The sequence below is a fragment of the Stenotrophomonas maltophilia group sp. Smal13 genome (genome assembly GCF_030236855.1).
Classification (GTDB): Bacteria; Pseudomonadota; Gammaproteobacteria; order Xanthomonadales; family Xanthomonadaceae; genus Stenotrophomonas; species Stenotrophomonas maltophilia_A.
Window position 1 is genome coordinate 1 of record NZ_JASJSQ010000048.1, and the last position, 19,680, is coordinate 19,680.

At 67.3% G+C, this 19,680-nt stretch carries 24 protein-coding genes; 11 read left to right on the forward strand and 13 right to left on the reverse strand.

Annotated elements, in window-relative coordinates; translation table 11 throughout:
* Window positions 1-63: 63 nt before the first annotated feature.
* A complete protein-coding gene (locus QRO95_RS15695) occupies window positions 64-312 on the reverse strand; it encodes a DUF3297 family protein (RefSeq protein ID WP_032128750.1) in 249 nt (82 codons plus the stop codon).
* A 90-nt stretch (window positions 313-402) separates the two neighbouring features.
* Here QRO95_RS15695 and QRO95_RS15700 point away from each other — a divergent pair, with 90 nt between their 5' ends.
* On the forward strand, window positions 403-945 hold the full coding sequence (locus QRO95_RS15700) for a hypothetical protein (protein ID WP_285302960.1): 543 nt from the start codon (window positions 403-405) through the stop codon (window positions 943-945).
* A 42-nt stretch (window positions 946-987) separates the two neighbouring features.
* On the opposite strand, the gene QRO95_RS15705 is transcribed toward QRO95_RS15700, so the two are convergent.
* From QRO95_RS15705 to msrB, 5 genes are all read right to left on the reverse strand, one after another.
* On the reverse strand, window positions 988-1,263 hold the full coding sequence (locus QRO95_RS15705; protein WP_049398338.1) for a DUF4031 domain-containing protein: 276 nt from the start codon (window positions 1,261-1,263) through the stop codon (window positions 988-990).
* A 13-nt stretch (window positions 1,264-1,276) separates the two neighbouring features.
* Window positions 1,277-1,774, reverse strand: coding sequence for a hypothetical protein (locus QRO95_RS15710; protein WP_032128748.1), 498 nt, complete (start codon window positions 1,772-1,774; stop codon window positions 1,277-1,279).
* 128 nt (window positions 1,775-1,902) lie between these two features.
* Window positions 1,903-2,841 carry a flagellar motor protein MotB gene (motB, locus tag QRO95_RS15715; RefSeq protein WP_285302961.1) on the reverse strand — a complete coding sequence of 313 codons (939 nt, stop codon included), beginning with the start codon at window positions 2,839-2,841 and terminating at the stop codon, window positions 1,903-1,905.
* 3 nt (window positions 2,842-2,844) lie between these two features.
* Entirely contained in the window at window positions 2,845-3,699 is an 855-nt protein-coding gene (gene motA / locus QRO95_RS15720) for a flagellar motor stator protein MotA (RefSeq protein WP_032128746.1), read from the reverse strand.
* A gap of 91 nt (window positions 3,700-3,790) precedes the next feature.
* Complete coding sequence (msrB, locus tag QRO95_RS15725; RefSeq protein WP_005415117.1) at window positions 3,791-4,258, reverse strand: peptide-methionine (R)-S-oxide reductase MsrB; 468 nt, start codon at window positions 4,256-4,258, stop codon at window positions 3,791-3,793.
* Between the two features lie 140 nt (window positions 4,259-4,398).
* Here msrB and QRO95_RS15730 point away from each other — a divergent pair, with 140 nt between their 5' ends.
* Window positions 4,399-4,776: a hypothetical protein gene (locus QRO95_RS15730; protein ID WP_049398340.1), complete on the forward strand. Its 378-nt coding sequence runs from the start codon at window positions 4,399-4,401 to the stop codon at window positions 4,774-4,776.
* Window positions 4,777-4,920: 144 nt separating this feature from the next.
* Entirely contained in the window at window positions 4,921-5,106 is a 186-nt protein-coding gene (locus tag QRO95_RS15735) for a hypothetical protein (protein WP_049424811.1), read from the forward strand.
* A 56-nt stretch (window positions 5,107-5,162) separates the two neighbouring features.
* Here QRO95_RS15735 and QRO95_RS15740 read toward each other — a convergent pair whose 3' ends face one another.
* Window positions 5,163-5,642: a winged helix-turn-helix transcriptional regulator gene (locus QRO95_RS15740; protein ID WP_005407919.1), complete on the reverse strand. Its 480-nt coding sequence runs from the start codon at window positions 5,640-5,642 to the stop codon at window positions 5,163-5,165.
* Window positions 5,643-5,791: 149 nt separating this feature from the next.
* On the opposite strand from QRO95_RS15740, the gene QRO95_RS15745 reads away from it, so the two are divergent.
* Together QRO95_RS15745 and alr are read left to right on the forward strand one after the other, a co-directional pair.
* Window positions 5,792-7,096, forward strand: a complete 1,305-nt coding sequence (locus QRO95_RS15745; protein ID WP_032128742.1) for a D-amino acid dehydrogenase — start codon at window positions 5,792-5,794, stop codon at window positions 7,094-7,096.
* Window positions 7,075-8,145 carry an alanine racemase gene (gene alr, locus QRO95_RS15750; RefSeq protein ID WP_285302962.1) on the forward strand — a complete coding sequence of 357 codons (1,071 nt, stop codon included), beginning with the start codon at window positions 7,075-7,077 and terminating at the stop codon, window positions 8,143-8,145. The genes QRO95_RS15745 and alr overlap by 22 nt, the downstream gene beginning before the upstream one ends.
* Window positions 8,146-8,347: 202 nt before the next feature.
* Here alr and QRO95_RS15755 read toward each other — a convergent pair whose 3' ends face one another.
* The gene (locus QRO95_RS15755) at window positions 8,348-8,911 is read right to left on the reverse strand and encodes a DUF3016 domain-containing protein (RefSeq protein WP_285302963.1); all 564 of its coding nucleotides are present in this window, start codon (window positions 8,909-8,911) and stop codon (window positions 8,348-8,350) included.
* A 244-nt stretch (window positions 8,912-9,155) separates the two neighbouring features.
* Here QRO95_RS15755 and QRO95_RS15760 point away from each other — a divergent pair, with 244 nt between their 5' ends.
* Together QRO95_RS15760 and QRO95_RS15765 are read left to right on the forward strand one after the other, a co-directional pair.
* Window positions 9,156-11,144 carry an ATP-binding protein gene (locus tag QRO95_RS15760; protein WP_049424820.1) on the forward strand — a complete coding sequence of 663 codons (1,989 nt, stop codon included), beginning with the start codon at window positions 9,156-9,158 and terminating at the stop codon, window positions 11,142-11,144.
* Window positions 11,145-11,187: 43 nt separating this feature from the next.
* A complete protein-coding gene (locus tag QRO95_RS15765) occupies window positions 11,188-11,478 on the forward strand; it encodes a DUF3247 family protein (RefSeq protein WP_032128738.1) in 291 nt (96 codons plus the stop codon).
* A 165-nt stretch (window positions 11,479-11,643) separates the two neighbouring features.
* Here QRO95_RS15765 and QRO95_RS15770 read toward each other — a convergent pair whose 3' ends face one another.
* Window positions 11,644-11,907 (reverse strand): hypothetical protein, encoded by a 264-nt coding sequence (locus QRO95_RS15770; protein WP_005407925.1) that lies wholly within the window; start codon window positions 11,905-11,907, stop codon window positions 11,644-11,646.
* A 156-nt stretch (window positions 11,908-12,063) separates the two neighbouring features.
* Here QRO95_RS15770 and QRO95_RS15775 point away from each other — a divergent pair, with 156 nt between their 5' ends.
* Genes QRO95_RS15775 through QRO95_RS15785 form a run of 3 tightly spaced genes read left to right on the forward strand, consistent with a single transcriptional unit; the run spans window position 12,064 to window position 14,506 of the window.
* On the forward strand, window positions 12,064-13,128 hold the full coding sequence (locus QRO95_RS15775) for a class I SAM-dependent methyltransferase (protein ID WP_032128737.1): 1,065 nt from the start codon (window positions 12,064-12,066) through the stop codon (window positions 13,126-13,128).
* Window positions 13,125-13,826, forward strand: a complete 702-nt coding sequence (locus QRO95_RS15780) for a pseudouridine synthase (protein ID WP_005407927.1) — start codon at window positions 13,125-13,127, stop codon at window positions 13,824-13,826. Before QRO95_RS15775 ends, QRO95_RS15780 begins: the two co-directional genes overlap by 4 nt.
* Window positions 13,823-14,506 carry an HAD family phosphatase gene (locus QRO95_RS15785; RefSeq protein WP_049398344.1) on the forward strand — a complete coding sequence of 228 codons (684 nt, stop codon included), beginning with the start codon at window positions 13,823-13,825 and terminating at the stop codon, window positions 14,504-14,506. Before QRO95_RS15780 ends, QRO95_RS15785 begins: the two co-directional genes overlap by 4 nt.
* Before the next feature lie 168 nt (window positions 14,507-14,674).
* Here QRO95_RS15785 and fabB read toward each other — a convergent pair whose 3' ends face one another.
* Both fabB and fabA read right to left on the reverse strand, forming a co-directional pair.
* Window positions 14,675-15,883, reverse strand: coding sequence for a beta-ketoacyl-ACP synthase I (gene fabB / locus QRO95_RS15790; protein WP_164080454.1), 1,209 nt, complete (start codon window positions 15,881-15,883; stop codon window positions 14,675-14,677).
* A complete protein-coding gene (gene fabA / locus QRO95_RS15795; RefSeq protein WP_005407930.1) occupies window positions 15,883-16,398 on the reverse strand; it encodes a 3-hydroxyacyl-[acyl-carrier-protein] dehydratase FabA in 516 nt (171 codons plus the stop codon). The genes fabB and fabA overlap by 1 nt, the downstream gene beginning before the upstream one ends.
* A 191-nt stretch (window positions 16,399-16,589) precedes the next feature.
* On the opposite strand from fabA, the gene dinB reads away from it, so the two are divergent.
* Window positions 16,590-17,684 (forward strand): DNA polymerase IV, encoded by a 1,095-nt coding sequence (gene dinB, locus QRO95_RS15800; protein WP_154351974.1) that lies wholly within the window; start codon window positions 16,590-16,592, stop codon window positions 17,682-17,684.
* A gap of 297 nt (window positions 17,685-17,981) precedes the next feature.
* Here dinB and QRO95_RS15805 read toward each other — a convergent pair whose 3' ends face one another.
* Both QRO95_RS15805 and QRO95_RS15810 read right to left on the reverse strand, forming a co-directional pair.
* A complete protein-coding gene (locus QRO95_RS15805) occupies window positions 17,982-18,893 on the reverse strand; it encodes an MBL fold metallo-hydrolase (protein WP_285302964.1) in 912 nt (303 codons plus the stop codon).
* Between the two features lie 85 nt (window positions 18,894-18,978).
* Entirely contained in the window at window positions 18,979-19,617 is a 639-nt protein-coding gene (locus tag QRO95_RS15810) for an NAD(P)-dependent oxidoreductase (protein WP_121504798.1), read from the reverse strand.
* Window positions 19,618-19,680 lie beyond the last annotated feature (63 nt).

Consider the following 19,680-nt stretch of genomic DNA (forward strand, 5'->3'; position numbering starts at 1 on the left):
GGGTCAAGCCTGCTTCCAGCAGGCTTGACCACGAACATAGGATCTCGACTCTACACAAGCCGGTTATTCCGGCTTCTGGTCCAGGAAATACGCCTCGACCTTGCCCTTGACCTTGATGGTCATCGGGTTGCCGCGGCGGTCGCGGGCCTTGCCGGCCTGCACGCGGATCCAGCCTTCGCTGACCGAGTATTCCTCGACGTTGTCGCGCTCGACGTCGTTGAAACGCACGCCAACGCCGCGCTCCAGCGCCTGCGCATCATGGAAGGGGCTGGCCGGGTTGATCGCCAGGTGGTCGGGAGGGGTATCGCTCATCGCTTCATTCACAGTGACGGCCACCAAGGCCGGCTTCAGCGGCACAGGATAAACCGTAGAATGCCGGCCTGCCCCAGAGGAAGTTCCGCCATGCCCGACAACAGCGACTATTTCGACTTCGAGGAAGACATCCACGACTTCGACGAAGACGGCTTCGAGGCGCGGGTCTGGAACCTGCTGGTGCTGATCAACCCGGGTGACGAGGAACTGGCCCTGCAGCAGTTCAACCGCTGGCGCGAGCCCCTGGCCGAGGACGGGCAGCCGCTGGAAGCGGATAGCGACTGGCTGCCGGCGCTGTTCACGGCCATCGCCTGGCAGTCCGGTTTCGAGGTGGAACGAGATGACCTGGAATCGCTGCAGTCGGCGGTGAACGAGCTGTCGGCGCGCTTCAACCTGCAGCTGGACTGGGGCGGCGACCTGGATGACGAGGACTTCGCCGAAGACCTGGACGGCGTGCAGCTGATGTCCACCGCCTTCGACCGCCTGCGCGAGCACAACTACACGCTGTGGAGCGTGGATGCCGGCAGCGACGGCTTCACCGGCGTGATGGCGCTGACCCGCGACGACGACGCGATGCTGGCGCTGTGCTCGCTGCTGAACGTGGAAATCCGGCTGGGCAGCGACCCGTTCTGAGATTGATCGGTAGCGCCGGGCCATGCCCGGCGGCGCTCCCATCTACGGCCGGTACTGCGCCCTGGCGTTGGCGATCACCGCTTTGACCAGCGCGCGGTCGGTGTGCCTTGAGATCGCCTGCGCGCCGAGCGCGATCGCCTGCGTACGCAGCTCGGCGGTGACGTCGTAGTGGGCGCCGCTGGCCTTGTTCTGGAAGGCCCGCGGGGGAATGCCGAGCTGCGCCGCCATCGCGTGCAGCTCGGCCAGGGTGTCGGCCATCAGGTGCGCCCAGCGCTGTCCGCGCCAGGGATGCACCGCGTCATCGACGTAGACCGTCACCGCCGCGGCCGGTTCAGGCCTGCGGCTTGCTGTCGCTGTCAGCGGCCGGAGCGGCCGGAGCGGCCTCGGCAGCGGCTTCTTCGGCCACGTCGCCCTCGGCGGCTTCGCCTTCCTCGCCCTCAGCAGCGTCGACGCCTTCGAACTCGGCGACCAGCTTGTCCAGGTACTCGTCGGCGGTCTGCTCGGATTCGGCGGCCAGGGTGTCCAGCAGCTTCTGCAGCAGTTCGGAGTACTCCAGGTTGACCTTGCGGCCTTCCTTCTCCTGCACGTTGGCCAGGTGCTTGAGCATGGCCAGCATCGGTACCGGGTTCTCGGCATTGCCCATGGTCTGGCCGCCGATGGCCAGCAGCCACTCACGGCCCTGCAGGCCGATGGCCGCGACCACCTGGCCGTCTTCGTTGGTCAGCACGGCATGGTTCTGCACCTGCTGCTGCGCGTTCAGGCGGAGGAACGGGCGCTTGGCCTGCTGCTTCTTGCGCTTGTCGCGCTTGGCCTTGGAGTTCTGGGACATGGGGTGGAGTCACCTGGAAACGGAAAGACCGCCATTGTAGCGGGTGCGCCGGGTCATGCCCCTGGTAGGTGCGGACCTTGGTCCGAACGCTTTTCCCGGATGTGCGGACCAAGGTCCGCACCCACCGTTTACTTTGCCGGCCCCTGCGCGGCCTGCACGTCCGGGTCGGCGGCGGGGGCCGACAGCCCCAACTGCGGGCCGGCACCGGCCAGGGCGGCCGCTTCGGCGGCCTGGGTCATCACCACGATGCTGATGCGTCGGTTGATCGGGTTCTGCGGGTCGGCCTTGTCGAACAGCACCGACGAAGACAGACCGACCACGCGGGTGATCTTGCTGTCCTCCAGGCCGCCGTCCACCAGTGCGCGCCGTGCGGCGTTGGCACGATCGGCGCTCAGTTCCCAGTTGCCGTAGCCGCGCGCGGCCGAATAGGCGGTAATGTCGGTGTGGCCGGTCAGGCTGATCCGGTTCGGCACGTGGTTCAGGTAATTGGCCAGCTCGTGCAGGATCTGCTGCGTGTACGGCTTCAGCGTGGCGCTGCCGAGGTCGAACATCGGCCGGTTCTGCTTGTCCACGATCTGGATGCGCAGGCCTTCCGGGGTCAGATCCAGCAGCAGCTGGTCCTTGAACGGCTCCAGTGCCTGGCTCTTGCTGATCGCTTCCTGCAGTTCCTTCATCAGCGCTTCCAGCTGCTGCTTGTCGCGCTGCTGCTGGTCCACCGGCTGCGGCACGGCTTCCTTCTGGTTCTGGAAGGGATCGTTGCTGCTGCCCCGCGAGATGTCGGTGGCACCACCGAGCTTGATCATCGAGGTGCTGGCGCCACCCGGGCCGGCCATGCCGGGCGCCGGCGTGGCGTTCTGCCCGCTCAGCGGGCTGGGGTTGCGGAAGTACTCGGAAATGGCCGCACGGTCGTTCTTGTTGGTGGTGGCCATCAGCCACAGCACCAGGAAGAACGCCATCATCGCGGTCACGAAGTCGGCATAGGCCACCTTCCACGAACCGCCATGATGGGCGGCGTGGCCGGCCTTCTTGACCCGGCGGACGATGACGGTGGGCTTGGTCTCGGCCATGGCTTACTTGACCGTCTTCAGGTGCTGCTCGAAATCGGAGAAGGCCGGGCGCACGTTCGACGGCAGCGTCTTGCGGGCGAATTCCAGCGCGATCTTCGGGTTGTAGCCACGCAGGCAGGCCAGCAGCGCGGTCTTCACCGATTCGTAGATGCGGCTGTCCTGCTCGGCGCGCGCTTCCATCGCGGCCGCCATCGGGCCGACGAAACCGTAGCCCAGCAGGATGCCCAGGAAGGTGCCGACCAGCGCGCCGGCCACATGGCCGCCGACCTCGACGATATCCCCGCCGATCGAACCCATGGTGATGACGATGCCGAGCACCGCCGCGACGATGCCGAAACCGGGCAGTCCGTCGGCGACCTTGGTCAGCACCTGCGACGGCGCCATGGCCTCGGCGTGGTGCTTTTCCAGCTCCAGTTCCAGCAGCGGCTCCAGCTCGTGTGGCTCGATGTTGCTGCCGATCATCAGGCGCAGGCAGTCGGTGATGAAGTCGATCAGGTGGTGGTCGGCCTGCACCTTGGGGTAGTTGCCGAACAGCGCGCTTTCGGCCGGGCGCTCGACGTGGTCTTCCAGCGCCATGAAGCCTTCGCGGCGGGCCTTATTGAGCAGTTCATAGAGCAGGCTGAGCACATCGATGTAGTCCTGCTGCTTGTAGCGCGGGCCCTTGAACACGCCGACCATGGCCTGCAGGGTCTGCTTGACCGTCTTGGCCGGGGTGCCGACCAGGAAGGCGCCGAGCGCGGCGCCACCGATGATGACCAGCTCGTAGGGCTGCCAGAGGGCACCCAGGCGGCCGTGGGCACCGAGATAGCCCCCGATCACGCTGACGATGACGACCAGGAATCCAACGATGATGAGCATGGGGCGACGCAAGGAGAGGGGATATCTCCTTGTCGGCCCGTCGTCCGGTTTTCTGAAGAGGGAATTCTGTGAAATCGGTCAGCGGGGGGTTTCAGCCCGCCACGCCGCTTTCGGCGCCGCCACGCTGCAACGGGTCGGGCCAGGGCTCGCCATTGCCGGTGAACGAAAGTGAGACGGAGTTCAGGCAGTGGCGCTCGTAGGTGGGCGGCGGGCCGTCCGGGAAAACGTGACCCAGGTGGCTGCCGCAGCGCGCGCAGGTGATCTCGGTGCGGACCATGCCGTGGCTGGTATCGCGGATCTCGCGCACGTGCGCCGGGTCGAACGGGGCGAAGAAGCTCGGCCAACCGGTGCCGGAATCGAACTTGGTGCTGGAGCGGAACAGCGGCAGCGCGCACAGCCGGCAGCAGTAGACGCCCTCGCGCTTGTTGTCGAGGAACACGCCGCAGAACGGCGCCTCGGTACCGTGCTGCAGCAGCACGCGGCGCTCTTCACTGCTGAGGCCGGCGATCAGCGCCTCGGTCTGGGTGGCGGTGGGGGGCGTCAGGTCGAAGGCAGTCATGGCGGCGCTCCGTGGGGTTGATGGCCTGGGGATGGCGGAAAACGTGGGGGTGCCGGCGCGCGCTTGCAAGTGTGATGGCCGTTCATGGCCGGCACACAGGTGCAGGCGCAAGGTGAATGTGATCCACGCCGGAGCGTGACATGAAACCGACCCTTTCCCTGCTGTTGATGGCCCTGTTGCCCCTGGTCGCGCAGGCCCAGGTACCGACGTCGTCGAGCCCGACCGCCACCCGCAGTGCCACCACCGTGGCACCGCAGCCGGTGATGCCGCCGCCGCAGGCCGCCCGCCCGCAGCCGCAGGTCCTGCCGTCGCCGCAGCCGGCGCAGCCGATCAGGTCCACCGGCCCCGCCCAGATCGCGCCCACCCCGGCGCCGAAGCCGGCCGACAAGGTGTACGACCGCAATGGCCGTATCGTCCCCGGGGTACGCCCGGCCGGTCCGAACCGCGTGTTCGATTCGCGCACCGGCCGCTATTACGACAGCGTGCCGGCCGGTGACGGCCAGCAGATCAAGCGCTGATCTCGGGTGCCAGCCAAGGTTGGCAGCTACCGCACGCTGTCCGGCCTGAACGCACGAAAACAACGTCCTGCAGATCACTGCTTTTTCGCCTGCGATTAACCGTTCCGGGACCAACGTGACCGTGCGCCGGCATTGCGCCGCCGCATGTCCTTCGTCCACTGGATCGCGATCATGAAAAACCAGCAGAACCGTCATCCCGGCAAGGAACCGCAGGGCCGCAACCCGCAGCAACAGCAACAGCAGCAACAGCAACAGATGGACCCGCAGCAGCCGCACAAGGGTGGCAAGCAGCAGGAACAGCGCTCGCAGAAGCATCCGCAGCAGCGCTGACGGACCCAGGGGTCAGAGCCCGCTGCACGGGATCTGGCCCCACTACCGTTCCGGACTCAATCCGGAATCGGCAGGCTCAGCGTTTCCTTCACTTCTTCCATCACGATGTAGCTCTTCGACTCTCGTACATGCGGCAGCGTCAGCAAGGTGCTGCCGAGCAGCTTGCGGTAGGAGGCCATTTCGCTGATCCGTGCCTTCAGCAGGTAATCGAAGTCGCCCGAGACCAGATGGCACTCCAGCACGTTGGGCAGCTTCAGGGCGGCGCGCCGGAACTCCTCGAAGATGTCGCCGGACTTGTAGGCCAGGCTGATCTCCACGAACACCAGCAGGCTGGCTTTCACCGCCGCCGGGTCGAGGTGGGCGTGGTAACCGGTGATCACCCCTTCGCGCTCGAGCCGGCGCACGCGCTCGGTGCATGGGGTGGTGGACAGGCCGACCCGCTCGCCCAGTTCGGTGAAGGAGATACGGCCCTCGGCCTGCAGGATGCGCAGGATCTTGCGGTCGATCTTGTCCAGTTCGCGGGTACGGGTGGCCATGGCCGTCAACCTTGGGGAATGAATTGCAGGAGAACATCCTGCCGGTTGATTGCAAATCAGGCAAATCAACTGGGAATGGCTGTCTATACTTCCCCAATTATGGTCCCGGCACGCTCCAGTGCAGGGAATGATCGGGTTGGAGAAGTCCCATGCGAGTCCTAGTTCTCGGCAGCGGCGTGATCGGCACCACCAGTGCCTGGTACCTGCGACAGGCCGGGTTTGAAGTCACGGTCATCGACCGCCAACCCGGCCCGGCGCTGGAAACCAGCTTCGCCAATGCCGGCCAGCTGTCGTTCGGCTACACCTCGCCATGGGCCGCCCCGGGCGTGCCGAAGAAGGCCATCGGTTGGCTGTTCGAGAAGCATGCGCCGCTGGCGATCAAGCCGGGCATGGACCTGGCCCAGTACCGCTGGCTGTGGCAGATGCTGCGCAACTGCACCCACGAGCGCTACGCGATCAACAAGGCGCGCATGGTGCGCATGTCCGAGTACAGCCGCGACTGCCTGAACGAGCTGCGCGCGCAGATCGGCATCGAGTTCGAAGGCCGCGACCTGGGCACCACCCAGCTGTTCCGCACCCAGCAGCAGCTGGATGCCTCGGCGCAGGACATCGAGATCCTGGCCCAGTACGGCGTGCCGTACGAGGTACTGGACCGCGCCGGCATCATCCAGGCCGAACCGGCCCTGGCCCACGTCGATGGCCTGGTCGGCGCGCTGCGCCTGCCGCGTGACCAGACCGGCGACTGCCAGCTGTTCACCCGCCGCCTGGCGCAGATGTGCGTGGATGCCGGTGTCGAGTTCCGTTTCGACCAGGACATCACCGGCCTGGAGTTCGATGGCGATCGCATCACCGGCGTACGCATCGATGGCAAGCTGGAAACCGCCGACCGCTTCGTGGTCGCGCTCGGCAGCTATTCGCCGGCGCTGGTCGCATCGCTGGGCATGCGCCTGCCGGTGTATCCGCTGAAGGGCTACTCGCTGACCCTGCCGATCACCGACCCGGCGATGGCGCCGACCTCGACCATCCTCGATGAGAGCTACAAGGTGGCGGTCACCCGTTTCGACGACCGCATCCGCGTCGGTGGCATGGCCGAAGTGGCCGGCTTCGACCTGTCGCTGTCGCAGCGCCGTCGCGAGACCCTGGAGCTGGTGGTCAGCGATCTCTACCCGAAGGGCGGCGACCTGTCGCGCGCGCAGTTCTGGACCGGCCTGCGCCCGGCCACGCCGGACGGTACGCCGGTGATCGGCGCCACGCCATTCCGCAACCTGTACCTCAACACCGGCCACGGCACGCTGGGCTGGACCATGGCCTGCGGCTCGGGCCGCTACCTGGCCGACCTGATGAGCGCGCGCCAGCCGCAGATCAGCACCGAAGGCCTGGATATTTTCCGCTACGGCCAGTACGGTCACGCGCCGCAACAAGAGAACCGCACATGCGTCCTGCCCGCGCGCTGATCGATCTGGGCGCCCTGCGCAGCAACTACCGGCTCGCCCGTGAACTGGGCGGTGGCAAGGCCCTGGCGATCATCAAGGCCGATGCCTATGGCCACGGCGCAGTGCGCTGTGCGCAGGCACTGGAAGGCGAGGCCGATGGTTTCGGCGTGGCCACCATCGAAGAGGCGCTGGAACTGCGCCAGGCCGGCATCCGTGCGCCGATCCTGCTGCTGGAAGGCATCTTCGAGCCCAGCGACATGGCGCTGGTGGCCGAACACGATTTCTGGTTCGCGGTGGGCTCGCCGTGGCAGCTGGAAGCCGTCGCTGCCTTCGACAGTCCGCGTCCGTTGACGGTGTGGCTGAAGCTGGACAGCGGCATGCATCGCCTCGGCCTGGACGTGGACAGCTTCCGCGCCGCGCATGCACGCCTGTCGGCGCTGCAGCAGGTCGAACGGATCGTGCTGATGACCCACCTGGCGCGTGCCGACGAGCTGGACAGCGAACGCACCCACGAGCAGGCGGCGACGTTCGCGCGGGCCATCGACGGCCTCGATGGCGAGACCAGTGTGTGCAACTCGCCGGCGCTGCTGGGCTGGCCGGATGTACGCAGCGACTGGGTGCGCCCGGGCCTGATGCTGTACGGCGCCAATCCGCTGCCTGACAACACCGTACTGACCGAGCGCCTGCGCCCGGTGATGACGATGCAGTCGAAGGTGATCGCCGAACGCTGGATCGAGGCCGGTGAGCCGGTGGGTTATGGCGCACGCTTCGTGGCCAAGGCGCGCACCCGCGTGGGTGTGGTCGCGCTCGGCTATGCCGACGGTTATCCGCAGTTCGCCCCGAATGGCACCCCGGTGCTGATCGATGGTCAGCCCGGTGCCCTGATCGGGCGCGTGTCGATGGACATGCTGACCGTGGACCTGACCGCGCACGCGCAGGCCGGCATCGGCAGCGTGGTGGAACTGTGGGGTTCAGCGCCGACGCTTTCGGAACTGGCGCCGCGCTGTGGCGTGAGCGCGTACCAGCTGCCGTGCGCGGTCAAGCGCGTGGCGAAGGTCTATCAGGATTGACCGAACGCTGGCCGTGCACGGCTCTGGTAGCGGCCGACCTTGGTCGGCGCTTTGAATGCGTGTCGACCAAGGTCGACACCTACCGATGGGTCTAACGCGCAGTGGCCGCCGGGCGCGGCTCTGGTAGCGGCCGACCTTGGTCAGCGCTTTGAATGCGTGTCGACCAAGGTCGACACCTATCGGTGAGTCGCGTCGCCCGGGATCATCGCGCGGCGGTGGCCTGGCTGGCCAGCTGCCGCTTCACCCAGTCATCGATCAGGCGCTTCTCGTAGCGCAGCGGATCACTGTCGCTCTTCAGCCCCAGGTTGTGCAGGTAGCCGGTATCGCTGAGGCGCGCATCGCCCTCGCTGACGATACGGCCGCTGGCGTCCTTCAACGTGTACTGCAGGCTGATCCGCGGCGGGTAGATGTCACGCATGATCCGGATGTCGCGGCCACGCGGGCCATGCCACGGCTCGTAGTCACCGGCGCGCTTGATGTCGACCAGGGTCACATCGAGGGTCTGCCCAGGCTGCAGCGGCTTGGCGGCGGTGGTCTGCAGGTAGCGTGCCAGCTGCTGTACCCAGTCGCCACGCTCGGCCTCGAAGCGGTTGGTGCTCTGGCGGATCTCGGTGAATTTGGCCGGGTCCTCCCATTTCACGCTGACCGGGCCATCGGCCTGCAACGCACGTGGCGAGTCCGCATCGGTCACGGTGCGCGGTGCAGCGGCGGCGCCGCCCGCCACCAGGGCGCCTGCCAGCAGGGCAATCGCGAGTGAGCGTTTCATGACGGTCTCCTGCGTCCCCGCGATGGGGACGATGTTGATCACAGATCGAGTGTGATCCTGCGGCCGGGGCGCCGCAATGGCAGATTGCGTCATGCGCAAGAGTGGTTGCCGCCAATTCATCGTCGTCAACCATGACTGACGGCGCTTGACGCTGTGAATACGCGCTTTGGAAGATGCTGTGCCTCCAACCCGGCCTGCACTGACGCCCTTGTCCACACTGCCGCCCCTCGTGGAGCGCCCACCGATGATGGTGCCGGCGCCCGAACCCGACCTGCATCATGGCGTGCTTGAGCGCATCAACGCCGGTTTCTGCGTGATCCAGGTGCTGTTCGAGGGCGATCGTGCGGTCGACTATCGTTTCATCGAGGTCAACGACGCCTTCGAGCGCCACACCGGCCTGAAGGATGCGCGTGGCCAGCGCATGACGGCGCTGGAACCGGGCCACGAGGAAGACTGGTTCCGCATCTACGGCGAAGTTGCCCGCAGTGGCCGGCCGGCACAGTTCGAGATGGAAGCGCGTGCGCTGGGCCGCTCGTTCGCGGTGGATGCGGTGCGCGTGGGCCGCCCGGGTGAGGACAAGGTCGGCATCCTGTTCTTCGACATCACCGCGCGCAAGCAGATGGAAGTGGAGCTGGGCGAAAGCGAAGCCCGCTTCAGTGCGCTGGCCGACGGTCTGCCGATGCCGGTGTGGGTGCTCGACGAGCGCGGCCATGCCCGTTTCGTCAACAGCGCTTTCAGTGAGTTCTTCGGCGGCGACGAGACGCGCGTGCCGGAAGACGTCTGGCGTGGCCTGGTGCACCCGGACGATGCGTCGGTGTTCGAGTACGAACTGCAGGAAGCGCTGAAGGCGCAGCGGTCGATGCATGCGCTGGTGCGGGCCCGACGCGCCGATGGCGACTGGCGTTGGTTGGAGATGAACGCGCGTCCGCGCTTCTCGCGGATGGGCCGCTTCATCGGCCTGGCCGGCAGCAGCCCGGACGTGACCGAACGCCGCGAGATCGAACTGGCCCGCGAGGAGCTGCTGCAGTCCGAGCGTGCCGCGCGCAGCGCAGCCGAGAACATGGCGCGGCTGAAGGACGAGTTCCTGGCCACGCTGTCGCATGAACTGCGTACGCCGTTGACCACCATCCTCGGTTGGAGCGAACTGCTGCTGCAGCGCGTGGACAACACCAGCCCGCTGTACAAGGGCCTGAACGTAATCGCCAACAGCGCCGGTGCGCAGAAGCGGCTGATCTCGGACATGCTCGACCTCAGCAGCATGCTGCTGGGCAAGGTGCAGCTGGAGGTGGAGATACTGGACCTGCGCGACCTGCTGGGCGAAGCCATCGGCGCGCAGGAGCTGGTCGCCGAAGGCAAGGCGCTGGACGTGAGCCTGCAGCTTCCGGAGCAGCCCAGCCTGGTGCTGGGCGATGCCACCCGCTTGCAGCAGGTGTTGTGGAACCTGCTGTCGAATGCGATCAAGTTCACCCCGGCCGAAGGCCGCATCGATCTGCAGCTGCAGGCCGACGGCAACCACTGGGTGATCACCGTGCGCGACACCGGCGACGGCATCGCGCCCGAATTCCTCAATCATCTGTTCAGCCGCTTCCGCCAGGCCGATGGCACCACCACCCGACGCCATGGCGGCCTCGGCCTGGGCCTGGCCATCGTGCAGCAGCTGGTCGAACTGCATGGCGGTACCGTCACCGCTGCCAGCGAGGGCCATGGCCACGGCGCCACCTTCACCGTGCGCCTGCCGCAGCACATTCCCGATGCCGAACGGCGGCCGCTGCGCGAAGTGATCAGCGGACCGATCCTGGAGCCGGTGATCGTCGAGCCGTATCCGCTGCGTGGCATGCACGTGCTGGCGGTGGAAGACCAGCCGGAAGTGCTGGAGTACCTGCGGCGCATGCTGGAAGAGCAGGGCGCAAGCGTGTCGGCAGCCAGCTCGGCCGGTGAAGCGCTGGCGCTGCTGGCCGATACCGGGCACCTGCAGTACCACGTGATGCTGACCGACATCGGCATGCCGGGCATGGATGGCTATGGCCTGGTGCGCACGCTGCGCGAGGACATGGGCGTGGATGCGATGACCCTGCCGGCGGTTGCCGTGACCGCGCTGGCACGTGCCGATGACCGGCGCCGAGCGTTGGCGTCGGGCTTCCAGGAACACGTGGCCAAGCCGTACTCGGTGGCACAGCTGGTGGCTGCGGTACGCAAAGTGCAGGTGCCACGCGCGGACAGCGCGCTGCACTGAGCATTCACGGCCGATCGGCGACCCTGCACGCAGGAGGTCGCCGATGTCCCGTACAGCTCCCCGCATCCATACCGATCCGGCGCAGATCGCGCGCCTGGAAGCCCTGCTGCCGCAGCTGGAAGGCGAAACGCAGGTGGAACTGACCCTGCAGGATGGTCGCCGGCTGCTCGGCACCGTCGCCGTGAAACCGACGGTGCAGCAATACCGCAACGAGGCCGGCGACGAAGGCAGCAACGGCCAGCTGCGCCTGGATGACTACGATACGCCGGTGCAGCAGCACCACGTGTGGCTGGACGAGATCGCCAGCATCCGCAGGTTGCCGCCCAGGGTCTGACGGCAACCTGCCAACCCCATCCACGCATGGCGTGGATCTACGGAAATGGAAAGGGCCACGCATGGATGTGCGTGACCTCGTCATCGGCCAGGCCTCATGCCGTCCACGCACAGCGTGGATTTTCCAGAGGTTGCAGTAGAGCCACGCCATGCGTGGCTGTTGGGATCAATGCTCGAACAACGTAGGCGTCGCCTCGAAACGGCGCGCGTAGGCGCGTTCTTCAGCGACCCGGGCCACCTCGTCATCGGCCAGGTCCGGTGCGCCGTACACCGCATAGGCCACGCTTCCGTCGGCACCATGGCCGACCTGGTGCAGCCGGTAGCGCGAGTGGCCACCGCCGGTGTCCTCGGGGTAATGCACGGGCGGATGGCTGCCTTCCAGGTCCATTTCACTGTTGTCGACCACGCCACCGACGAACAAGGCTCGCATGCAGGTTCTCCTGGGTTTCCGGGGGAGCCTCTACCCTGAACGTTTCAATGTTGCTGGCAGATCAAGGCCCCGTTCGGGTTTCGCAAAGCGGCCGCCGGGGCCGGCCCGGCCAAGCCGGTACAATGGACGGCCCTCACGCTTGAAGTACCCGCGCCGATGGCCTCCAGCGACGACGCCCCCCTGCAGACCCTGTTCCTGCCGTTCTCCCAAGGCGCCCTGCGCTGGCCGGAGGGCCCGGTGGCCTTCCTGCGTGCCCGCGACGGCTGGCCGCTGCGCGAAGTGGCCGGCAACCGCGAAGTGCATTGCGAGCAGAGCTTTGCCCCGTTCGCGCAGCCGCTGCAGCAGGCCGCCGGCTGGACCGTCAGCGGCCAGCTGGATGATGTGGCCGGCAAGGGCCGCTACCCGCTGGTGCTGGTGCTGCCGCCGCGCCAGCGCGAGGAGGCCCGTGCCCTGTTCGCGCGCGCGCTGGCGCTGGTCGCCGACGGCGGCCGCATCGTCGCCTGCCAGTCCAACAACGAAGGTGCACGTTCGGGCGAGGGTGACCTCAAGCAACTGACCGGCCTCGGCGGCAGCCTGACCAAGAACCACTGTCGCGTGTACTGGACCGCCCCGATGCAGGGCCAGCACGACGCAGACCTGGCCAAGCGCTGGTCGGCACTGGATGCGGTGCGGCCGATCGTCGGCGGCCGTTTCCTCAGCCGCCCGGGCGTGTTCGCCTGGGATCGCATCGACCCGGCGTCGGCGCTGTTGGCCGAGCACCTGCCGGCCGACCTGGCCGGGCGTGCCGCCGACCTCGGCGCGGGCTATGGCTACCTGTCGCGCGAGCTGCTGGAACGCTGCCCGAAGATCACCGCGCTGGATCTGTACGAAGCCGAGCAGCGTGCGTTGGCCCTGGCCGAACTGAACCTGGCGCCGCCGCCGCGCGCGCTGCCGCTGCGCTTCCTGTGGCAGGACGTCACCGCCGGCATCGAGCCGGGCTACGACGTCATCATCAGCAACCCGCCGTTCCACACGCCCTCGCGCGCCGATCGCCCGGACATCGGCCAGCGCTTCATCGCCGTGGCCGCGCAGGCGCTGCGCCCGGGCGGACGCCTGTACGTGGTGGCCAACCGCCACCTGCCGTACGAGTACACGCTCAACGAGAGCTTTGGCGCGGTGCGCGTGATCGCCGAGCGTGATGGCTTCAAGCTGGTGGAAGCGGTGAAGGGGAAGGGCAAGTGAAGCTGGTCAAGCTTATCGCCAACCTGGGCTATGGCAGCCGCAAGCAGGTGCAGTGGATGTTCCGCGAAGGCCGCGTCACCGACGCCGACGGCGAGGTGCTGTATGCCGACGACCAGGTGCCGCACGAGGCGATCCGGGTCGACGGCGAGCCGCTGGACCCGCCGGTGGGGCTGTCGATCGCGCTGCACAAGCCGGCCGGCTACACCTGTTCGACCAAGGACACCGGCCGCCTGATCTACGACCTGCTGCCGCCGCGCTTCCGTGACCGCGATCCGGTGCTGTCCACCGTGGGCCGCCTCGACCGCGAGACCAGCGGCCTGCTGCTGCTGACCGACGATGGTGGCCTGCTGCACCGGATCATCTCGCCGAAGTCGAAGCTGCCCAAGGTCTACGAAGTGGAACTGAGCGACGACCTGCGCGGCGACGAAGTGGCGTTGTTCGCCAGCGGTACGCTGATGCTGGAGTCCGAGAAGACCCCCCTGCTGCCGGCTGAACTGGAAGTGCTGGATGCGCGTCGCGCACGCCTGGTACTGCATGAAGGCCGCTACCATCAGGTACGCCGCATGTTCGCCGCCACCGGCAACCACGTGCAGGCCCTGCACCGCAGCCGCGTCGGCGGGCTGGACCTGCAGGGACTGGACGAGGGGCAATGGCGGCAGCTCACCTCCACCGATCTGGATACGCTGTTCGCTCCATGACCACCATCGCTGCGCTGCCGTTCCTGCCCGACGCCGTCATCTTTGACATGGACGGCCTGATGATCGACAGCGAGCGGGTCTCGCTGGCCTGCTGGAGCGAGGCGGCCGACGAATTCGGGCTGGGCCTGGACGAGACCGTGTTCCTGCGCATGGTCGGCCTCGGTGACCGTGACACGCACGCGCTGCTGCGTGCGCAGGGTATCGAGGACAGCGTGATCGAAGCGGTGGCCGCACGCTGCCATGAGCTGTACGAAGCACGCACACAGACCGGCCTGCCGCTGCGTCCGGGCATTCTGGAGCTGCTGGAGCTGCTGAAAGCGCACGCGGTACCGCGCGCGGTGGCAACCACCACGCGGCAGCCGCGGGCCAACCGCAAGCTGGCCGCTGCCGGCCTGCTGCCGTATTTCGATGCCGTGATCACCAGTGGTGATGTGGCGCGGCCGAAGCCGGCGCCGGATATCTACCTGCTGGCCGCGCAGCGGCTGGGCCAGGTGCCCGAGCGCTGCCTGGCGCTGGAAGACTCACCGGCCGGCACGCGTGCAGCGCTGGCGGCCGGCATGACCGTGATCCAGGTGCCGGACCTGGTGCATCCGGATGAAGAGCTGCGCGCACTGGGCCACCGCATCGTCGGCTCGCTGGTGGACGCGCACGCGCTGCTGCTGCCGCTGCTGCCGAGGTAACGGTGGGCGCCGACCGTGGGTCGGCACACCCAATGCCCCGGTAGGTGCCAACCTTGGTTGGCACGCCCAAACGCCCCGGTAGGTGCCAACCTTGGTTGGCACGCTTTTCAATGCAGTCGAGCAAGCTCGACTCTACGGGTGCCGACCGTTGGTCGGCACGCCTTCCCATCACACCCGGCCGAACACCAGCGCAGCGTTGGTGCCACCGAAGCCAAAGCTGTTGGACATCACCGTATCCAGCTTCTGCTCGCGGCTCTCGCGCAGGATCGGGAAGCTTTCCACCTTCGGGTCCAGTTCGCCGATGTTGGCCGAACCGGCAACGAAGCCATCGCGCATCATCAGCAGGCAGTAGATGGCCTCGTGCACGCTGGCCGCCCCCAGCGAATGGCCGGACAACGCCTTGGTCGAGGACAGCGGTGGCACCGCATCGCCGAACACTTCGCGGATCGCGTTGAGCTCGGTGACGTCGCCCAGCGGCGTGGAAGTGCCGTGGGTGTTGAGATAGTCCAGCGGACGATCGACGTCCTGCAGCGCCATCTTCATGCAGCGCACCGCGCCTTCACCGGACGGCGCGACCATGTCGGCGCCATCGGACGTCACGCCGTAACCGATCAGCTCGGCATGGATGCGCGCACCGCGCGCAACGGCGTGGTCGTAGTCCTCCAGCACCAGCATGCCGCCGCCACCGGCGATGACGAAGCCGTCGCGGTCCTTGTCGTACGGACGCGAGGCGCTGGCCGGGGTCTCGTTGAAGCTGGTCGACAGCGCACCCATCGCATCGAACATCACGCTCATCGACCAGTGCAGGTCTTCACCGCCACCGGCGAACATGATGTCCTGCGCGCCATGGCGGATCATGTCCGCGGCGGCGCCGATGCAGTGCGCCGAGGTCGCGCAGGCGGCCGACAGCGAATAGCTGACGCCCTTGATCTGGTAGGCGGTGGCCAGGCAGGCCGAGACCGTCGAGCACATCGTGCGCGGCACCATGTACGGGCCGACCTTGCGCACACCACGTTCGCGCAGCAGGTCGACCGCGCCGATCTGCCATTCGCTGGAGCCGCCGCCGGAACCGGCGATCAGGCCGGTGCGCAGGTTGCTGACCTGCTCGGGGCTGAGCCCGGCATCGGCGATCGCATCGCGCATGGACAGGTAGGCGAAGGCCGCCGCATCGCTCATGAAGCGCTTCTGCTTGCGGTCGATCAGCGCCTCCAGGTCGAGGTCGACGCGACCGCCTACCTGGCTGCGCAGGCCCGCTTCGGCGTGGTCGGCCAGGGCGGTGATGCCCGAGCGCCCTTCGCGCAGCGCAGCCGAAACGGTATCCAGATCATTGCCGAGGCAGGACGTGATGCCCATGCCGGTGATGACGACGCGACGCATCAGAAGCTCCCGGTTTCAGTGAACAGGCCGACGCGCAGGTCGCGCGCGCTGTAGATTTCGCGGTCATCCACGTACATGCGGGCGTCCGACTGGGCCATCACCAGCTTGCGGTTGATGACACGGCTGATGTCGATCTCGTAGCGCACCAGTTTGGCCTCCGGCAGTACCTGGCCGGTGAACTTCACCTCGCCGCAGCCCAGTGCGCGGCCCTTGCCGGGGGCGCCCAGCCAGGTCAGGAAGAAGCCGGTCAGCTGCCACATGGCATCCAGGCCGAGGCAGCCGGGCATCACCGGGTCGCCGATGAAGTGGCAGCCGAAGAACCACAGGTCCGGGCGGATATCCAGTTCGGCGCGTACCATGCCCTTGCCATGCGGTCCGCCGTCCTCGCGGATGTCGGTGATGCGGTCGAACATCAGCATCGGATCGTTGGGCAAACGGCCGGCGGCGGTGCCGAACAGTTCACCGCGTGCGCTGGCCAGCAGCTGTTCGCGGTTGAACGCGTGGAGACGGGTCATGAAGCACAATCCTGGAAGCGGGGAAACAGGGAAACAAGCGCTCGAGGATGCCCGTGGAAACTGCGCCGATCAAACATTTCAACCGTACGCAACCGTAGTGTTTTCAATGGAATACGCGCATCCTGTTGATGTGCAACGACCATACTTCGGCGTGTGGCCCGTTCGGCACGCCCCCGCCCTTTCCGCCTGACATGACCCGACTGCGCAAGATCATCCACGTCGACATGGACGCGTTCTACGCGTCGGTGGAGCAGCGCGACGATCCGTCACTGCGCGGCAAGCCGGTGGTTGTGGCATGGCGTGGTGCACGCTCGGTGGTGTGCGCGGCCTCGTACGAGGCACGCGTGTTCGGCGTGCGTTCGGCAATGCCGGCGCTGCGTGCCGAACGCCTGTGTCCGGATGCGATCTTCGTGCCGCCGGACTTTGCACGTTACAAGGCGGTGTCACGGCACGTGCGCGAGATCTTCCTGCGCCACACCGACCTGGTCGAGCCGTTGTCGCTGGACGAGGCCTACCTGGATGTGACCGAGCCGAAGAGCGGCATCGAACTGGCCACCGACATCGCCCGCACCATCCGTGCGCAGATCCGCGAGGAGACGAACCTGACCGCTTCAGCCGGGATCGCGCCGAACAAGTTCCTGGCCAAGATCGCTTCGGACTGGCGCAAGCCCGATGGCCAGTTCGTGATTCCGCCGCAGCGGGTGGACGCGTTCCTGCTGCCGCTGCCGGTGAACCGCGTGCCCGGCGTCGGCAAGGTGATGGAAGGCAAGCTGGCCGCGCGCGGCATCGTCACCTGCGGCGACCTGCGGCAGTGGGCACTGATCGACCTGGAAGAGGCGTTCGGCAGTTTCGGCCGCAGCCTGTACAACCGCGCACGCGGCATTGACGAGCGCCCGGTGGAACCGGACCAGCAGGTGCAGTCGATCTCCTCCGAAGACACCTTCGCCGAGGATCTGCCGCTGGAAGACCTGGGTGAGGCCATCGTGCAGCTGGCGGAGAAGACCTGGAATGCCACGCGCAAGACCGAACGCGTCGGCCACACCGTGGTGCTGAAACTGAAGACCGCGCAGTTCCGCATCCTCACCCGCAGCTTCACCCCGGAGCGCCCGCCGGAATCGATGGAAGAACTGCGCGACATCGCCCTGGCCCTGCGCGCCCGCGTCGACCTGCCGGCGGAGACGCGTTACCGCCTGGTCGGCGTCGGGCTGGGCGGCTTCCGCGAAAAGGAGCCGGTGGTGCAGGGGGAACTGTTCGAGCACGGGCCGAACGAGTCCCCACGTAGCTGATCTTCGTGTCGACCAAGGTCGACACCTACCAAGAGCAGGTCATGTCATCCAGACAGATTGCGGAGACATGCCATCCAGGCAGATCGCAGAGAACTGTCGAAGGCGGGGTGGGTCCGGTTGCGGGGGCGTGAGCGCCATGGATGGCGCGACCGAGCCTCCATGGACGGATTCACGGCGTCCCCCGCAACCGGACCCACCTCGCCATCCCACGGATAGCCAGCTGTTGCTGTTGCTTCGGCTGTTGCCGTTGCATTGAGCGGGTGCAGGGCGCAGCCCTGCAAAAGAACCCCCCCTACCTCATGGCCACTGCATCTCGCCCTTGGCCACCTTCGCACTCAACTCCAGCGACTCCACGCCCGCCAGCTTCGGGTAGCGCGCCTGCATCGCCTTCACCAGCGCCGCACTGTCTTCCGCCTTTGCCGCCTCAACATCGAACGCACGGATGTAGTCCGCGGTGAAGCGCAGCGCACTGGCATCCAACGCCGCACCCGGCGCGTAATGCCCCGGCACCACCACCTTCGGCTTCAGTGCCTGCAGCCGCTGCAGGGTCTGCAGCCAGTCGGTGTGCGACTTCGGCGTCTGCGTGTCGGCCATCCACACGTGTTCACCGGCCACCACCGGAATGCCACCGACGATCGCGCGCAGCGACGGCACCCACAGCACCGTGCGGTCCGGCGTGGGTCCATCCAGGCCGATCAGCGGCAGGCGCTGGCCTTCCAGTTGCAGGGCATCGCCGTCCAGCACCTGCGGCACCACGATGCGCGCCGGCACGTCGGCGCCCATCTTCGGTCCCCAGTAGGCCAGCTTGCCGGCCTGGGTTTGCTGGATGTGGGCGACGGTCTGCGCAGTGGCGACGATGCGCGCCTGCGGGAACGCGTCCTGCAGCGTGGCCAGGCCGAAGTAGTAGTCCGGATCGCCGTGGCTGATGTAGATGGTGGTCAGCTGCTTGCCGCTGGCGCGGATCAGCTCGACCAGCTTGCGCGCGTCGCTGGCACCAAACTGCGCATTGACCAGGATCGCGTCGTGGCGGCCTTCGATCAGCACCGAGGACACCGAGAACATCGCCTGCGGGCCGGGATGGAAGGTCTGCAGGTGCAGCTGGGATTTCGTGGCCGTGGCCGGCGCCGCGGCGGCCGGCGCGGCGAGCAGTGGCGCACTGGTGAAGCTGGCGGCCAGGGCGAGGGAGAGCAGCAGGGCAGCGGTACGCATGGGGCATTCCTTGTGGCGGACGGCGAGCCGGGCGTGGGCCTGGCTCACAGGTGGGTAGCGCCGGGCCATGCCCGGCGGCCTGGCATCAGTACGCCGCAGTGATGATCTGCTTCGGGTACTGGTGCGCTTCCAGCTCGGCGACGAACGCCGCGCCGTAGTCGGCGTAGCTGATGCGGCTGTGGCCGCTGGCGTCGGCCAGGAACGCCTTGGGCTGTACGCGGTACTGGCCGCGCTCTTCACCCGGGCCGATTTCGGCGGCCGGCGAGAAGAAGGTCCAGTCCAGGTCATCCACTGCCTGCAGGCGGTTGAACGCCTCACGGTGGGCCAGTGCGTACGGCTTGTAGGCCTCCGGGAAGGTGGGGGTATCGACCAGCTGCACGCCGGGTGCGACTTCGAGGCTGCCGGCGCCACCGACCACCACCAGGCGGGGCACGCCGGCCTTGCGTGCGGCGGCGGCCAGCTGCGCGGCGATCTCGCCGACGCGGCCGATGTCATCGCCCGGGCGCGGGCCGTAGGCACTGGCCAGCACGTCGTGGCCGGTGATGGCGGCAACCAGCGCGTCCTGGTCATCCAGCGAGGCGATCACCGGATGGGCACCGGCCAGCTCGGCCGGGAGGTCCTGCGCGCTGCGCACGATGACAGTGAGTTCGTGGCCGCGGGCCAGCGCGTGGCGGGCGATCTGGCGGCCGATGTTGCCGGTGGAACCAACGAGGGCGATTTTCATGGCATGACTCCGTGGGGCGGTGTGGGGTGGGAATGGGGCCACTCTAGGCTGCTGCAGTTGCTC